The organism is Geobacter sp. AOG2 (assembly GCF_019972295.1).
Classification (GTDB): Bacteria; Desulfobacterota; Desulfuromonadia; order Geobacterales; family Pseudopelobacteraceae; genus Oryzomonas.
In genome coordinates this window covers 2,675,596-2,690,603 of record NZ_BLJA01000001.1, presented here as the reverse complement: position 1 = coordinate 2,690,603, position 15,008 = coordinate 2,675,596, and the positions used below count along the sequence as shown (strand labels likewise).

13 protein-coding genes and 1 tRNA gene are annotated in these 15,008 nt (G+C 60.5%); 1 reads left to right on the top strand and 13 read right to left on the bottom strand.

What is annotated here, in order from left to right:
• The first annotated feature begins 325 nt into the window (after nucleotides 1-325).
• Nucleotides 326-2,041 (top strand): SulP family inorganic anion transporter, encoded by a 1,716-nt coding sequence (locus LDN12_RS12365; protein WP_223922965.1) that lies wholly within the window; start codon nucleotides 326-328, stop codon nucleotides 2,039-2,041.
• Nucleotides 2,042-2,082: 41 nt separating this feature from the next.
• Here LDN12_RS12365 and LDN12_RS12360 read toward each other — a convergent pair whose 3' ends face one another.
• The 13 genes from LDN12_RS12360 to argS form a co-directional block, all read right to left on the bottom strand.
• Nucleotides 2,083-4,539 carry a methyl-accepting chemotaxis protein gene (locus LDN12_RS12360; protein ID WP_223922964.1) on the bottom strand — a complete coding sequence of 819 codons (2,457 nt, stop codon included), beginning with the start codon at nucleotides 4,537-4,539 and terminating at the stop codon, nucleotides 2,083-2,085.
• Between the two features lie 75 nt (nucleotides 4,540-4,614).
• Nucleotides 4,615-5,385 (bottom strand): substrate-binding domain-containing protein, encoded by a 771-nt coding sequence (locus tag LDN12_RS12355; protein WP_223922963.1) that lies wholly within the window; start codon nucleotides 5,383-5,385, stop codon nucleotides 4,615-4,617.
• Between the two features lie 354 nt (nucleotides 5,386-5,739).
• Nucleotides 5,740-6,114: a hypothetical protein gene (locus LDN12_RS12350; RefSeq protein WP_223922962.1), complete on the bottom strand. Its 375-nt coding sequence runs from the start codon at nucleotides 6,112-6,114 to the stop codon at nucleotides 5,740-5,742.
• A 45-nt stretch (nucleotides 6,115-6,159) separates the two neighbouring features.
• Complete coding sequence (locus LDN12_RS12345; RefSeq protein ID WP_223922961.1) at nucleotides 6,160-6,438, bottom strand: hypothetical protein; 279 nt, start codon at nucleotides 6,436-6,438, stop codon at nucleotides 6,160-6,162.
• 259 nt (nucleotides 6,439-6,697) lie between these two features.
• Nucleotides 6,698-7,975, bottom strand: a complete 1,278-nt coding sequence (locus LDN12_RS12340; protein ID WP_223922960.1) for a Ni/Fe hydrogenase subunit alpha — start codon at nucleotides 7,973-7,975, stop codon at nucleotides 6,698-6,700.
• A complete protein-coding gene (locus tag LDN12_RS12335; protein ID WP_223922959.1) occupies nucleotides 7,959-8,714 on the bottom strand; it encodes an NADH:ubiquinone oxidoreductase in 756 nt (251 codons plus the stop codon). Before LDN12_RS12335 ends, LDN12_RS12340 begins: the two co-directional genes overlap by 17 nt.
• Nucleotides 8,711-9,559 (bottom strand): FAD/NAD(P)-binding protein, encoded by an 849-nt coding sequence (locus LDN12_RS12330; RefSeq protein ID WP_223922958.1) that lies wholly within the window; start codon nucleotides 9,557-9,559, stop codon nucleotides 8,711-8,713. Before LDN12_RS12330 ends, LDN12_RS12335 begins: the two co-directional genes overlap by 4 nt.
• Nucleotides 9,543-10,538, bottom strand: coding sequence for a 4Fe-4S dicluster domain-containing protein (locus LDN12_RS12325; RefSeq protein ID WP_223922957.1), 996 nt, complete (start codon nucleotides 10,536-10,538; stop codon nucleotides 9,543-9,545). The genes LDN12_RS12330 and LDN12_RS12325 overlap by 17 nt, the downstream gene beginning before the upstream one ends.
• 363 nt (nucleotides 10,539-10,901) lie before the next feature.
• Nucleotides 10,902-11,090 carry a hypothetical protein gene (locus LDN12_RS12320; protein ID WP_223922956.1) on the bottom strand — a complete coding sequence of 63 codons (189 nt, stop codon included), beginning with the start codon at nucleotides 11,088-11,090 and terminating at the stop codon, nucleotides 10,902-10,904.
• A gap of 23 nt (nucleotides 11,091-11,113) precedes the next feature.
• Nucleotides 11,114-11,740 carry a transcriptional repressor LexA gene (gene lexA / locus LDN12_RS12315; protein WP_223922955.1) on the bottom strand — a complete coding sequence of 209 codons (627 nt, stop codon included), beginning with the start codon at nucleotides 11,738-11,740 and terminating at the stop codon, nucleotides 11,114-11,116.
• A 433-nt stretch (nucleotides 11,741-12,173) separates the two neighbouring features.
• Nucleotides 12,174-12,250, bottom strand: a tRNA-Met gene (locus LDN12_RS12310).
• A gap of 231 nt (nucleotides 12,251-12,481) precedes the next feature.
• Nucleotides 12,482-13,255 carry an SPOR domain-containing protein gene (locus LDN12_RS12305; RefSeq protein WP_223922954.1) on the bottom strand — a complete coding sequence of 258 codons (774 nt, stop codon included), beginning with the start codon at nucleotides 13,253-13,255 and terminating at the stop codon, nucleotides 12,482-12,484.
• Nucleotides 13,256-13,266: 11 nt separating this feature from the next.
• Nucleotides 13,267-14,958: an arginine--tRNA ligase gene (gene argS, locus LDN12_RS12300; protein ID WP_223922953.1), complete on the bottom strand. Its 1,692-nt coding sequence runs from the start codon at nucleotides 14,956-14,958 to the stop codon at nucleotides 13,267-13,269.
• Between the last annotated feature and the right edge of the window lie 50 nt (nucleotides 14,959-15,008).

Sequence of the window (15,008 nt, the reverse complement as noted above, 5' to 3'; positions counted from 1 at the left end):
TGCGCCTCGCCCTGTAATTTTTGCATTATCGCACAGTTGCAATGTTTATCAATTAAAAAATACAAATGCCGGTTGCGGGGTGCCGGAGCAGCATGTTATTTGGTGGCGCGCGGGCGAAGAATACCTGTCCCCCCTGAGCAGGGGCAGGCCGCTCCGGTCCGGAATATACCCGGTCTGTGTGGGTGGGGAGGTGGCAATCCGGTTATCTTTGTTGCTTCCGGAATGAAACCGGGTAAAACTATACCCATGAGGAACACAGCGACTTGAGACGATGTCGCGCGCAATCGCGTTGGCCGTTCAGGGTTCCGTGACCGGGGAGACAGTAATGGCACATGCCGCCGCACAGCACAAAGGACGCCGCTTCCCCCTGTTCCAGGGGCTCCTCCCCCTGGACGGCGCCCAGGTTCCGGCCGACATCATTGCGGGCATCACGCTGGCCGCCCTCGCTATCCCCGAGGTCATGGGCTACACCAAGATCTCCGGCACCCCGGTCATCACCGGCCTCTACACCATTCTTATCCCCATGGCCCTGTATGCGCTCTTCGGGTCGTCCCGGCATCTGGTGGTCGGCGCAGACTCGGCCACTGCGGCCATCCTCGCCTCCAGCATCGCAGGCTTCGCCGCCCCCCGGTCCGGCGAGTGGCTCGCCCTGGCAGGCCTGCTCGCGCTCATGTCCGCCGGATTCCTGTTCCTCGCCCGTGTCGCCCGGCTCGGCTTCCTGTCGGACTTCCTGTCGCGCACCGTGCTCGTCGGCTTCCTGTCCGGGGTCGGCATCCAGGTCGCCGTAGGCGAGATATCCGGGATGCTCGATCTGCCCGGCGGGGGGCACGGCACGGTCCAAAAACTCCTCACCACCCTGAAACAGGTCGGGCAGACGAACCCCGTATCCCTTGCGGTGGCGCTCGCCGTCCTCGTGATTATCACCGGATCGCGGAAGATTTCGAAAAAGATTCCGGGCGCCCTGATCGCGGTGATCGGCGCGATCATCGCCAGTTGGGCGCTCAACCTGGAGAACTACGGGGTACGCGTCCTCGGCCCTGTTCCGGGCGGCCTGCCCGGAATCGGTCTGCCCGAAATCGCCATCGACATGAGCCTGATCGAAAAACTCGTTCCCACAGCCTTTGCCATGTCCGTGGTGATACTCGCCCAGAGCGCCGCCACCGCACGAGCCTCTGCCGCCCGTTCCAACGAGGATTTCGACGAGAACACGGACCTGGTGGGGCTGTGTCTGGCCAACATCGGCGCCGGCCTGTCCGGGGCTTTTGTGGTGAACGGCAGCCCGACCAAGACCCGCATGGTGGAAAGCGCGGGCGGGCAGAGCCAGCTCGCCCAGCTCACCACGAGCGCCACGGTCCTCATGGTGCTCCTATTTTTCACCGCACCATTGGCCTACATGCCGGGAGCGGTCCTTTCGGCGGTGGTCTTCCTGATCGGGGCGGAGTTGGTCGATATTCCGGAGATGAAGAGGATCTACGTGGAGCGGCCGTGGGAGTTCTGGGTGGCCCTGATCACGGCCGGGGTGGTCGTCTTCGTGGGGGTGGAGCAAAGCATTCTCCTGGCCATCGTCCTTTCCCTCGTCGTCCATACGCGGCACGGTTATTTCGTGACCAACATGCTGATCGGTCCCGACGAGACGCTGAAGTGGCGGCAGCGGCCGGTCGCCACCGGGGTGCAGGTCCTGCCCGGTCTCATGATCTACCGCTTCATGCACAATATGTATTACGCCAACAGCCAGGTACTTGCCAGAGAGGTCGATGAACTTGTGAGGAGTGCAGACCCGCCCCTGTCGTGGTTCTGTATCGATGCGGCGGCGGTTGACGATGTGGACTTTACGGCGGCAGAAACCCTGCGCGCGCTCCACGCCACCCTGGCGGGCCGGGGCATCAGGCTCGTGGTGTGCGAGGTCATCGACGAGGTCCGCGCCGAACTCGACCGCTCCGGCCTCACCGACCTGTTCGGCCCGGAGGCTTTTTACGAGACGCCCACTGCCGTGGTGACCGCTTACGCCGACAGGAACGCCCCCGGTCCGAAGCCCCCCTGAGGGACGTTGTCTTTCCTTATCCGCGCCGGTGTTCCCGTCCCTCAGGCGAGCTTGAACTTGCCCACAAGCGCCTGTAGCTCGAGGCTCAGTAGCGACAGTCGTTCCGCCTCCTGGGACGAGTCGTGGGCATAGCGGGACGTCTCCTCCACCACCTGGGAGATCTGGAGGATGTGGCTGCTGATCTCATGGGTGGTCGCGGTTTGTTCCTCGGCGGTCGTGGCGATCTGGCTGACATGGTTGACCACCAGGTCGATCTGGCTGAGAATCTCCCGCAATGCTGCATCGGAGCGGGCGGAATCCGTCGTGCCCCGCTCCACCACCGTGACGCCCTCCTCCATGGCCGTGACCGCGTTTCGGGATTCCCGTTGGATGGAGCCGATCATGGCCTCGATCTCCTTGGTTGCCGCAGCCGTACGTCCGGCCAGGGTCCGTACCTCGTCGGCCACGACGGCGAACCCGCGGCCGTGGTCACCGGCCCTGGCTGCTTCGATGGCGGCGTTGAGCGCCAGCAGGTTGGTCTGGTCGGCGATATCCTGGATGGTGGCGACGATCTCGCCGATCTGGTCGGAGCGCGAGCCGAGTTTCTCCACCGTAGCGGCGGACGATTTGACCATGTCGCTGATGACCGTCATCCCTTTGATGGTCTCCTGAACGATGGCGGAACTGGTCGTGACCGTGGTGTTGGCCTGCCGGGACTCGTTGTGGGCGATGTGGCAGCTCTTGGCGATCTCCTGCGCGGTGGCGGCCAATTCTTCGCTGGCCGTGGCCACGGTTCCGGCCTGTTCCGACATCCGTTGCGATGCGTTGGCCGTCTGGGAGGCGCTGTTGGAAACCTCGGCCGAAACCTGGTTGATGGACTCGGAGGCCTGTTTGACCCTGGTGATGAGTTCCTTGAGGCTAATCGACATGCGTTGCATCGCCCCCATCATAACGCCCAACTCGTCCTGCCGGCCCGATGCCACGGACACGGTCAGGTCGCCGTCGGCGATCCTGCTCATTACCGCAACCGAGGCGATCAGGGGGCGGTTGATGGAGACGAAGATCACCCCCCCGAACAGGATGCCCAGTACCGCCGAAGCCAGGCTGATGGCTATGATCAGGAGGGAACTGGTGCGGACCATCCTGTTGACCGATGAAATGGCCTTCTCCTGGTCTCCCTGGGCCAGGCTCACCGTCCGGTTCCCCTTTGCGGCCTCCTGCTCCACCACCGCGCGCAGCCTGGCCGTTGCCGCCTCCGCCCGTTCCTGCATCTCCAGGCTGCGGCGGATCTTGGCGATCACGCCGTTTTGGTCGAACAGCATGGTGCGGGTGGCGGCCAGGTGGCTGGTCACCGTCTGCAGGGTGGCGCGCTCTTTGGCGGCGTTGATCGTTAGCAACGATTCGCCTACGTTTTTCTCGGCCGCGCCCAGTTTGTCGAAGACGCCGCGCAGGGACGCCTCGACCGCGGCAACGTCCTTGGGCGAGGTGAGGGTGAACAGTTTTGTGGTCAGGGCCTCCACGAATATCCCCTGGGCCACCAGGTCGGCGTTGTCGGCAAGCACCCCGGTGGCGAGCTTGGACTGGCTGTACAGGTCGCCCTGCTTGCCCGATTCGCTGCCGTAGTTGGAGTTGGCCGTGGCCACCTCCTGCTCTACCGCCAGTTGCAGCGAGGTGATCTTCTCCCGCAGGTCCTTGTACAACTTCCCGTAAGTGACTTTCGTTGCGCTGTCGGCATGCCCCAGCATGGACTTCCTGAGGTCGGCCAGTTTGATGGAGTTGTCCCGCAACTGGCTTATTGTAGGCGTCAACTCCTGCATGTCCGCCAGATAAGCGCTCTTGTTGATCCTGGCCATGACGGTGTTGAATTTGCCCTGGGCGATCAGCAGTTTTTTGGTGTCGGTGGCGCGGTCGATCAGGCCCACCATCTGGGCCAGTTCCTTGATAACGACCCGGAACGATTCCGCATTGCGCAGGCGGGTCTCGATGTTCCTGGTCTCCACGGTGGAGGTGCTGTAGGAAGCGGAACGGCTGTTCTGGAGATTCCTGATCTTGGCGTCCAGCCCCTTGAGCTGGCCGGTGACATCGCGCAGCCGGGCCTCGATGGCGGTTGCGGCATCCTTCAATTCGGCTTCCGCCGTGATGCGCGCTTCGGTCACGCCGAAAATCTCCGTGCCGATGCGGCCCAGGTCGTCATAGGCCTCGCTCTTTGCCGCTCCCCCCAGGTCGTTCAGCGCTTCCTGGGCGCGCTTCACCTCGGCGACGGCTTTCTCGGCATCCCCTCGCGCGGCGGCGTACTCCGTCTTGGAGCGGACGGAGCCGGTCTTGATCAGGTCGGCCGCTGCCCCTTCGATGGCACGCTGCATCTCTGCCGTGCGGATCTGGTACGGGGTGCTCCGGGTGGTAAGGTAGTTGAGCCGGTCCCGGATGAAACGCATGCCGAACAGGCTGGTGCCCGAGACCATGGCGATCATGATGCTGCTACCGATGATATTGAGGATCAATTTGGTTCTGATGGTCATGGAGATTCCCTGTACGGGCGGATGCCGGGCAGGAATCGGCCTGCCCGTTACGCCAGGATAGTGGTGTCTGTTCCGTTATTCCGTTGCCTTGATGAACTTCCGGCCGTCCGTGTTGATGAATTCAAGAAGTTTCAGCAATGCACCGGGCGGGTTGGCTCGGGAGATCAGGGTGATCTCCCGGGAAAGGAGGGGGGTCTCGGGGGAGGCGACCGAGTCGTCCAGGATGCCGGCAGGTCCGATACCGATGGCCGACGGGTTGGCGGCGATGTTCGCCCGCACATCCTCGGCCGTGGTTGCGTCGAGCACGTCGCTCACCAACGGTTTTCTGGCCAGGAAGGCCGCCAGGAACATGCCGTTGGTGTCCGGCATCAGGCTCCCCCACACCACCATGATCGGCATGTCGGGGCCGCCCACCTGATTCCAGTTTTCGATCTCGCCGCTGAAGATGCCGCGCAACTGATCGGCGCTCAGCTTTTTGACCGGATTTTCCTTGTTGGTAACAACCACGATGTGATCTTTGCCGATTGTTACAGGATGGAAAACAGCGGGGTCCTCAATCTCGACCCCCTCGTGCTTCATTAGCTCAAGCCAGGCCGGGTAGCCGATCCCGGCCGCAGCGGCATCCACCCCGGCCCGTTTCAGGTCGGCAAAGGCCATCTTGGCGCCCGAATCGATCACGATCAACTGGACATTATTGGCGCTCTCGAAGGCTTTTTTGATGGGCTTGAGGATGTTTTCCGCCGCCGCGTCGCCGGCGCCGATCTTGAGTTCTTCCGTGCTGCCCCGGGAGGTGCCTGTCCACAAAGCGATAACAAAAAGGCCAATCAGGAAACCTAACCGCAGCATGTGTCTCTCCGAATACGTACGATATCCAATGTGTCAATAACTACACGCGCCATGCGACAAAACAGTGTCGGCCCTGTTACGACTGTTTAAAGATTTTGCGCGGGGGCTTTCGGGGACGGCCTCCTGGATCTGCGCGATATGACGTGACCGGTATTCCGGCCAAGGTGTGGGTGGGAGGCTGCGGCGGCAAAAAATGACGGGATGCGGAATCCTCTGACTTGTCCGCTTGCGGGGTAGGGGGAGATGACCTTGGGTTACGGGGGAGCCTCACGTTGCAACGGCACTACGCCCTGGCCGGGCGGCACCGGAATGCCGTTCTGCGTTAACCCTTCCCCGGTCGATTGGCGAGACCTCTCAATCGTCCAGTTCGGTCTCGCAATCCAGCACCTTCCCCTGGGCATCGAAGAACACAACGATGAAATAGCAGGAAGGCTTGGCGCTGGGGGCGGCGTTCGCCGTCCCATGATGGCTGTAGGTCCGGTAGGTCCATATTTCCGAAGCAAGATACCTGGCCGGCAGCGGCTCGATCCGGGCCGGCTGGCGTATGGGCACCTGGCGTTCGATATCCTGGGGTGTGCCCAGGAGGGCGTGTACCTGCTGTTTGGTCGTTGTGCCTTTGCGGATGGTCGCGGCGGCCGCCGGGCCGGGGTGCTTCGTGGGATAAACGGGGCGGTAGACGACGAGAAGTAACGTAAAGATAAAGATCATGCAGAGCAGAAGACGTTTCAATCCGGGTACTCCATAACCAGGTGTGCCTGATTCGGCCACGCCACCTCAATCATCCTTGTAGCGGTCGATGAACGTATCCTTGTTGAGCCGGTCGAGGCCGTAGGAGACCAGCCGCAAGCCGAGCATGATCAGCACGAGGCCCGATACGACATACGGCGCCTCCCGGAAGACCAGGCTGACGATACCGACCGTGAGATAAAGGATGCCCAGGTTCCGACACCCTTCCTGTCTCTGGACGCCTTCCAGGGTGACGGCGTAAAAGTATAACTGGGCGCCGAAGGCCCACAGCACCAACAAAAGGAGATACTTCACGAATGATTCCATTGCCTTGACCTCCGTGACCCGGTTGGGCCGCTACGCGACCTCCCGAATGCCTTCCGGTACAAGCATGCGGCAACACGCAATCCCCGTTGCAGGATAGCGTTACTTGTCATGAACATCAAGTGTTTTACCGGGACGTTGCAGAGCCTGACAGGGGAAACCGCGATGTCCGCACCTCGATGGCTACCGCCCTTTGAGAAACGCAAAACGGGAAGAAACCCTTCAGCGCATAACCCCGCAAGCAGGAATCGTCATAGTACCCCTAGATCCTCAGCAGGTGCACTGCGCAGGAAATGCAGGGGTCATAGGCGCGCACCAGCCGCTCAAAGGCCCCGGTCAACTCTTCATCGTCCGCCCCCTCCATGTGCGTGGCCAGGGCGATCAGGTCCCGCTCCATGGCGGCTTGATTGATAACGGTGGGAGTCACTATGTCGGCGCCCCGGCAGATCCCCCGGTCGTCAAAGCTGTAGTTGTGGATGAGCACCCCGCGGGGCGCCTCCACCGCGGCGATTCCCTGCCCCTTTTTCGGAACGATCCCGGTTGTTTCTTCCCGGCTGAAGTCCGCCTCGATCAGTATATCGACAATCTCCAGAGAACGCTCCACCGCAAGGATCAACTCGACGGCCTGGGCCAGATTGTTGGCGCGGATATCGGCGTCCGTCACCAGCATCCTGCATTCTTCAAAAGCCGCAGCCGCCATCGGCGTCAGGTTCATGCCCAGGTTCAGCCTCGCAAGAGCCCCGACGGTCGCGGGTTCCTCATTCACGAGGACGGCCTTGGCATTACCGGTTTCCGGCATCTTCTCGCGAAGCAGGTTCGTGTATAACTCGACAGGTATCGTTTCGGCATTCCCCATGGTCAGGCTGTCTCCGAAAAATGGCGACGCTCCCTCCGGGTGCACGCTCAAATAACGGGGAGTGTCCAGTTTTTCCCCATTCGGGAGGAAGGAGCGGAACAATTCGAATGCCCGGCGCGTTTCGGGCAGAACCCCCTGGAGGGTCTCCTTCAGCTTCAGCAAACCTTCCCTGCTTACCGGTTTCCCCATGCCGCCGGGGACGAGGGTGACCGGGTGAATGGTCCTGCCGCCGACGATTTCCTGGATCAGGTTCCCGGCCGCCTTGATGTGCAGCCCCCTTTTCAATTCCTGCGGGGCCTTGTCGGCCAGGCCGGAGATGCCATCGACAGCGAAACAGTCGGGGAGTACCAGGCAGAAGAGATGGAGGGCGTGGCTTTGAATGTGTCCGCCATGAAGGATGAGTTCCCGGTAGAGTCCGACCTGCTCGGACACCCGGATATCCAAGGCTTTTTCTATGGCGAAGAGTGAACATATGCGGTGGACCGTGGAGCAGAGCGAGCAGATACGGCAGATGATCTCCGGCACCTCTTCATAGCTCTTCCCCTTGAGAAGGGCCTCGAAGAAACGGGGCGCCTCGAAGAACGAGAGCGAGACCATCTCTGCTTTCGTCCCCGCAAAGCGAACTTCGATGCGTCCGTGTCCCTCGACGCGGGTAAGCGGTCGGATCTCAAGAACTCTGTTCATAGTCCCACTCCGGGTAAAAACGCTGCATGCGGCTGACGATCTCGTCTCGTGAGAACCCCTTCTTCAGAAGCAGTTCCATCTCCGCTGCCACATTGGCCTCGGTCACCGGTCCCCGGCACCCCTCGCACCCGATCCCCACAGCCGGGCACCTGGCATTGCACCCGGCCTGAACGAGCGGCCCAAGGCACATTTTGTCCCGTTCGATGAGGAGGCAGAGGTTTTCCCGACTACGACACTCGGAACAGACCGGGTAGCGGGGGAACACGGGGAAGGTGCCACGGAGCAGCGCGGCAAGGGTTGTCAGGAGTTCTCCCTTTTCGGGCGGGCAACCGGTAATGGCAAAGTCGACCTTGACAAAGCGATGTAACGGCTGCGGGTTAAAACTTTTCAGGTCATCGGCGGCAAAGCCGTACACCGTTTTGGCAAGATCTTTTCTCGATTCCTGGTTCTTCATGGCCGCAATCCCGCCCCAAAGGGCGCAGGTGCCCAAGGCCACGAGGCTGCGGCTGCAGTTACGCAATTTCATGAGAATTTCCAGGTCGGACGGAGTGGAAACGGCCCCCTCCACGAAAGCCACGTCGATGGGGCCGGTAATGGCCCGTTCGGTAAGCCCCAGAGGGAAATAATCGATGATGAAACGCTGAGCGATCTCCGGCAACTCCTCCTCGCAGTTCAGGAGGGTCAATTGGCAACCGGAACAGGCGGTCAGCCCGGCTATGGCGATGGCAGGCTTCTTCATATGGCACCGCTGATCCCTTTGAGTTGGCTGTAGCTAAAGACCGGGCCGTCGCTACAGCAGAAGAGATCCCCGACGGCACAGTGGCAACAAAGCCCGACCCCGCATTTCATTCTTCGTTCCAGGGAAAGGTAGATGTGTTCGGCAGGAATGCCAAGTTCCTGCAACTCTTCCAGGATGCATCGATAGAGTGCGGGTGGACCGCAAACGGCGGCAACGGTGTTTGTCGTGCCGAAATTAACCCCCCTGAGAAGCGTCGGCAGAAGGCCGGTGTTGCAGGCCAAGCCGCTGGGGGATTCCTCCTGGGCAAAATCCACGGTCAGAAAGAGGTGCATGTCCCGGCGGCCGCTCAATTCAGCCAGTTCCTCCTTGAACAGAATGGCGGACGGTTCCCGGGCACCGTACATCAGGGTGATTTCTCCGAACCCTTCCCTTTGCATCAGAAGTGCATAAAGCAGCGAGCGGAGGGGGGCAATGCCCAGACCACCGGCGATCAGCAGGATGTTGCGACCGGTCCATTCGCCCAGTGGAAACCCATTGCCGAATGGCCCCCGAACCCCCAGCCGGTCGCCTGGGAGGAGGCGATGCAACATGTCGGTTACGTGCCCGACCCGCCTGACGCACACCTCGAAGCTGTTATGGAGCCGCGGCGGACCGGCGAGGGAGATGGGGACCTCGCCGCCCGAAGGTACCGAGAGCTGGATGAATTGACCGGGGTTGAAGTCGAACCGGTCGCCCTCACTGTTCTCCAGGGTCAGCCTGAACAGTGCCGTATCGGCGGACAAGGTCTTAAGCCCAATTATGGTCGCCGGGAGCGGGGCAATGGTCGGATCACGGTCGTTTCTCATCGTCATGTTCCTTGAATAGCTCCAGCAGGTCGATTCCAACCGGGCAGACTACACGGCAGCGGCCACAGCCGACACAGGATACGATGCCGCGCGTCGGACCGAAACCGAGATATTTGTGCCGATAGCGGTACTGGAACCGTTCCTGGCGGCTCTTGCGGAAATTGAAGCCGCCGGCCACCTCGCCATGGTCCTTGAAGAGGCAGTTGTCCCATTCGCGCAGCCGCATTGTTGTTTCTCCGTCCAGTGCCCCGTATTCCCGAACGTCAAAGCAATAGCAGGTCGGGCAGCAGAGGGAACAGGCGCCGCAGGAGAGGCAGCGTCCGGCAAATTCGTCCCACAGCGCGCTTTCTCCATAGGTCTCGCCCCGGGCTGATGCCTGCTGTATTGCTGCCGCCATGGCGCACGTCCGGGAAGCGGCCTCTGGAGGTTCGCCTTCCGCCAGGATCGGGGTCAGCCTGTTCAGAATTGCCGTGCCTTTTGGGGTGTTGTCCCTGAGACTGAACCCATCGGGGAGCTGACGCATGAACAGGTCGCAGCCATGGGTTTCAGCCGCTGAAAGATCACCGCAAAAACAATTTTCGTCAGGCTCGCAGGAAAGGCCGATTAAGGTCAGTGCCGTCCGTCTGGCATGGTACAGGGGGTCGATCCTGTCGCCCATGAACACCTTGTCCAGATAAGCGATCCCCTGCAGGTCGCAGGGGTGGAGACCGACCAGGATGGTTTCGGAAACCGCGGCGACCGGCAGACGATAGTCCTCGTCCGGGGCAAAAGTAAGAACCGTATCGCGGGGGGGAAGAAGATACTTTTTCGGGGGAATGAGGGTGCGGTCATACGTGAGAAACAGGTCAATCCCAGGGCCGAGCGGTCTGAACGCCGTAACCCCGTCTTCAGTCAGTACCGGGCCGTGCAGTTCACCGAAGGTGGCGAGGATCTCCAGAAAATCCGAAACAGAATCGTGCTTGAGAAGATTCCTTGTCATGGCCTCCTCCGTATAGGGACAATTCAATAGTAGCACGAGAGTCGGAGGAGGCAACCGGACGCCATGACAAAGGCGCCTCGAATCCCTGCGGGAAAGCAACTCGCTATCGGCAGGGTTTCGGTTTCATGGCCCGACATGCCTGTGCATCTTGGCTGGTCATGGCAAGTGGTAACAAACAAGGCCTGCAAAAATATGCAGACCCTTGTTTGTCGTTTGGTTGCGGGGGCAGGATTTGAGCCTGTGATCTTCGGGGTATGAGGGGGCAAAAATTATATATTAAAAGCCAGTCTAATCGGTGAAGTTGCATCCGCGTGTTGCAAGAATGACCGGCACTGCGCTTATAGCCCCGCATAAACGGCAAATCTAGTGAGGGGAGTAAGGAACATACCGGTTAGCGAAGACAGGTTTTTGCTCGGACGGCGCCAGCGCCATGATTCTCTTCAGCAGGTTGCTGCGACAAAAGGAACGGGCAAGTCTTTTTACCAGTGATTCTCCTTCGATCCACAAACCGAATGCCACTATCACGATTCCACACAAGGTAATGGGTTCCATAATATCCCTCCTGAATTTTTGGCCTACAGTTGCCGAAAGACGCCGGTCACCTTGCCGACAATGGTAACTTCGCCATCCTCCGGGCGAACGATGATCGGCTCCATATCCGGATTTTCCGGTTGCAGCCGGATGTAACCTGGCTCCCGAAAGAACCGCTTGACGGTCGCGTCGCCATCGACCATGGCGACCACGATCTCCCGGTTGTCGGCATTTTTTTGCGGGCGTACCAGGACAAGGTCGCCGTCAAGGATACCGGCAGTGATCATTGACTCGCCGCTGACCCTCAAAAAAAAGCATCCCTCTCCCCTGACCGCCACCTGATCGACGGAAAAGTATCCCTGTATGTCCTCGATAGCTGTGGAAAGCTGTCCGGCCCGAACGGTGCCGACGATAGGCAGGGAGACGTTCCGGCTGTGGGGCGTCGTCAAGGTGATTCCCCGGTTCACGCTTTCCCGCTTGATGTAACCCTTGCGCTCCAGCGCATCCAGATGCCGCATAACGGGCAGTGTGCCGGACACGTTCAGGTGCTTGGCGATATCACGCTGGCTGGGCGGGAAGCCTTTGCTGTCGGAATACGACACGATGAACTGGAACACCTGGCGTTGGCGTTGCGTCAGTTCATTCGGGGATTTTGCAGCATACGTAGTCATATGACTACGTATAGCGAATTCGGCCGGTACTGTCAAGGATAGAATGCAGGTGCAAGAGTATTTCGGCATCCAATGCGCTGGGATGCAATAATGAATTGCGCGAGAGCTGATTTCGGTGAGACCGGTTCAGCTACTGGTTGTCAGGAAGGGAAGGGGCGGATGCGCGGTATATAAAAGCGAGGCCCCCTTGAGCTAAAATCATTACATATGTGAGTTGGTCCGAATCGGCCGGGTCCGGTGTGGTGACAAAAGATGATGTGCTATTGGGGGATGTGGTTATTATGTAGGGATTGCATGCTTGGAAAGGTTTGTGCGGGCAGGCGGGGACATCTGTGGCGCTTGTATATACCACCCTGGCAGGATATGTATCGCCACCTGCGCCAGCCTAACAAAAAAGCCAGTTAGCTTTGCAAGCTAACTGGCTGTTATGTTTTGGTTGCGGGGACAGGATTTGAACCTGTGACCTTCGGGTTATGAGCCCGACGAGCTACCAGACTGCTCCACCCCGCGTCAATTGAAGAATCCTATTTATAGTCCAAACTGTTTTATCTGTCAATAAAAAAAGTGATCGATGTCGATAAATAAAGGCAGAGTCACTTAACAAGCTGTTGAAAAATTCAGGTTGTTCAAAAATAGTCAGATCGTCGCACCCGTAGAAAGCCCTGCGGAGGCGTAGCAGCGCTACGCCGCACAAGAGGGCTTTCGAGGATGGCGGCGAGGTGACTGTTTTTCAACAACCTGTCAATCCTTGTCCGGGATGACGATGGCGCCCTTGCCGATCTTGCCGGACAATTCCTTGGCCGCGTCCTGTTCGAGCCTTCTGCCGACGCGCACCCGGTACCAGGTCCCCTTGTCTCCCTGGTTGGACTCGGTCACGAATACGTTGTATCCCTTGCCCGCCAGTTTGCTTCGTACCGCCTCTGCCTCGGATTTCAGGGTATAGGATGCGACCTGGACCGTAAAGCCGTTCGAATCCTGCCGTGCCGGCCTCTCGGCCGTGGCCTTGTCGGTGCCCTGCTTCGCAGCCTCATTGCCGGGTTGTTGGGCCTGCCTGATCACGTTCGACGGCATGGCGGCCTGCAACGGTTGCTTGCCCTTGTCCTCTTTGGTGTTTATGCCGCTCCCCATGACGTTGTTCTTCTGGCCGCTGGGCAGGGTCTTGTAGAAGCTGAGCGGCGGTTCGGGCATGGTCTGGGGCTGACCGTTGGGCGGCACGGCGCCGGGCTGCGGCGGCTGGGTGGGGGTTGGGGCGGCCGGTTGGGGCGGCACGGCCTTCACCGGGACGGCGTTCTGCTGCGGCGAGCTTTCCAGGCTGGTCTGCTCCATGGCGGCCTGGAACGATTTCTTGGCGGCCCGCTGGGAGAGGAACCAGCCTGAGCCGAAACCGGCGGCAAAGGTAGCCAGGCCGGTGACGACAAGGATGACACTGAACCGCGCCGTCGGTTCCTTGCGGGGACGATTGGCGCTCTGGGGTGTGGTGAATGACTTCTTGGGTTCGCTGTAATCGATCCTCATGGGAAACTCCGCTACATCCGTTCAGGTGCTGATATGCCCAGGACCGCGAGGGCGTTCCTCAGGGTCTGGGCGGTGCGTTTGAGCAGGTAGAGGCGCGCAGAGGTCAAGGCGGTGTCTTCGGTGATGACCCGGTTTTTGTTGTAGAAACTGTGGAAACAGCCGGCCAGCTCGGTCAGGTAGTAGGTGAGGCGGTGCGGCTCGAAATGGACGGCGCAGTCGTCGATGGTGTCCGGCAGGGCGCACAGCAGTTTTATAAGCTGCAACTCCTCCGGGGTCGTGAGGAGCGCCAGCGCTTCAGGACCCGGTTGTTCGGGGGCCGTGAAACCCTTTTCGGCGGCGTTTTCGAAGATGCTGCAGATACGGGCATGGGCGTACTGGACATAGTAGACCGGGTTCTCGTTGGTCTGCTGCTTGGCCAGGTCGATGTCGAACACCAGTTGGGCGTCCACCTTGCGCATCAGGAAGAAGAACCGGGTGGCGTCGCGTCCCACCTCATCGATCAGGTCCCGCAGGGTGACGTAGCTGCCGGCCCGCTTGGAGATCTTGACCTCTTCGCCGCCGCGCATGACGGTGACCATCTGGTGCAGCACGTACTCGGGCCATCCCTGGGGGATACCCATATCCAGCGCCTGGAGGCCGGCCCGCACTCTGGTGATGGTGCTGTGGTGGTCGGCGCCCTGTTCGTTGATGACCCGGGTGAAGCCCCGCTTCCATTTGTTCAGGTGATAGGCCACGTCCGGGATGAAGTAGGTGTAGGCGCCGTCGCTCTTGCGCATCACCCGGTCCTTGTCGTCGCCGAAGTCGGTGGTGCGCAGCCAGAGGGCGCCGTCCTGTTCGTAGGCATGCTTGTTGGCGATCAGCCGCTCGACCACTTCGTTCACGCTGCCGTCGGCGTAGAGGGCCGACTCCAGGGAGTAGACGTCGAAGGCCACGTCGAAGGCGGCCAGGTCCAGGTCCTGCTCCCGACGCAGGTAGGCCACGGCAAAGCTGCGGATGGCGTCCAGGTTGTGGGGGTCGCCAGAGGCGGTGGTGTGCTGGTCGCTGGCTTCCACGGTTTCCCTGCCCAGGTAGGCGGTGGCCACGTCCTTGATGTATTCGCCCTGGTAGCCGTCCGTGGGCCAGCGGGGATCGTCCGGTTCGATGCCGAGGCAGCGCGCCTGGACGGAGAGCGCCAGGTTGCTGATCTGCTGGCCGGCGTCGTTGTAGTAGAATTCGCGGGTCACCGCCCAGCCGGCGGCCCCCAGGATACGGCAGAGGGTGTCGCCGATGGCGGCCCCGCGGCCATGGCCTATGTGCAAAGGTCCTGTGGGGTTGGCGCTGACGAATTCGATCTGTACCTTTTTCCCCGCGCCGGTCGCGGTGCGGCCGAAGTCCGTACCCTGGCTCTCGATCTCCGGCAGGGTGGATTGCCAGGCGGATGGGGTGACGAACAGGTTGATGAAGCCGGGTCCGGCGATTTCGGTTTTGGCCAGAAGGCCCTTGCCGTCGCCCAGATGTTTGATGATGATCTCGGCCACCTGGCGTGGCGCCTTGCGTTCGCCCTTGGCCATCTGCATGGCGATATTGCAGGAAAAATCCCCGTGGTCCGGGTTATCCGGGGTTCCGATGATGACGGCGGGGAAGGGGGACGAGAGTAGTTCTTCTTCTGCGGCAGCGGTCTGCAGGGCTGTTTCGACGAGGACGGCAATTCGATTTCGTATCATATTATGGATGGTTCCTTGATCAGCCTGTTAGCAGGCTATTGAAAAACCTC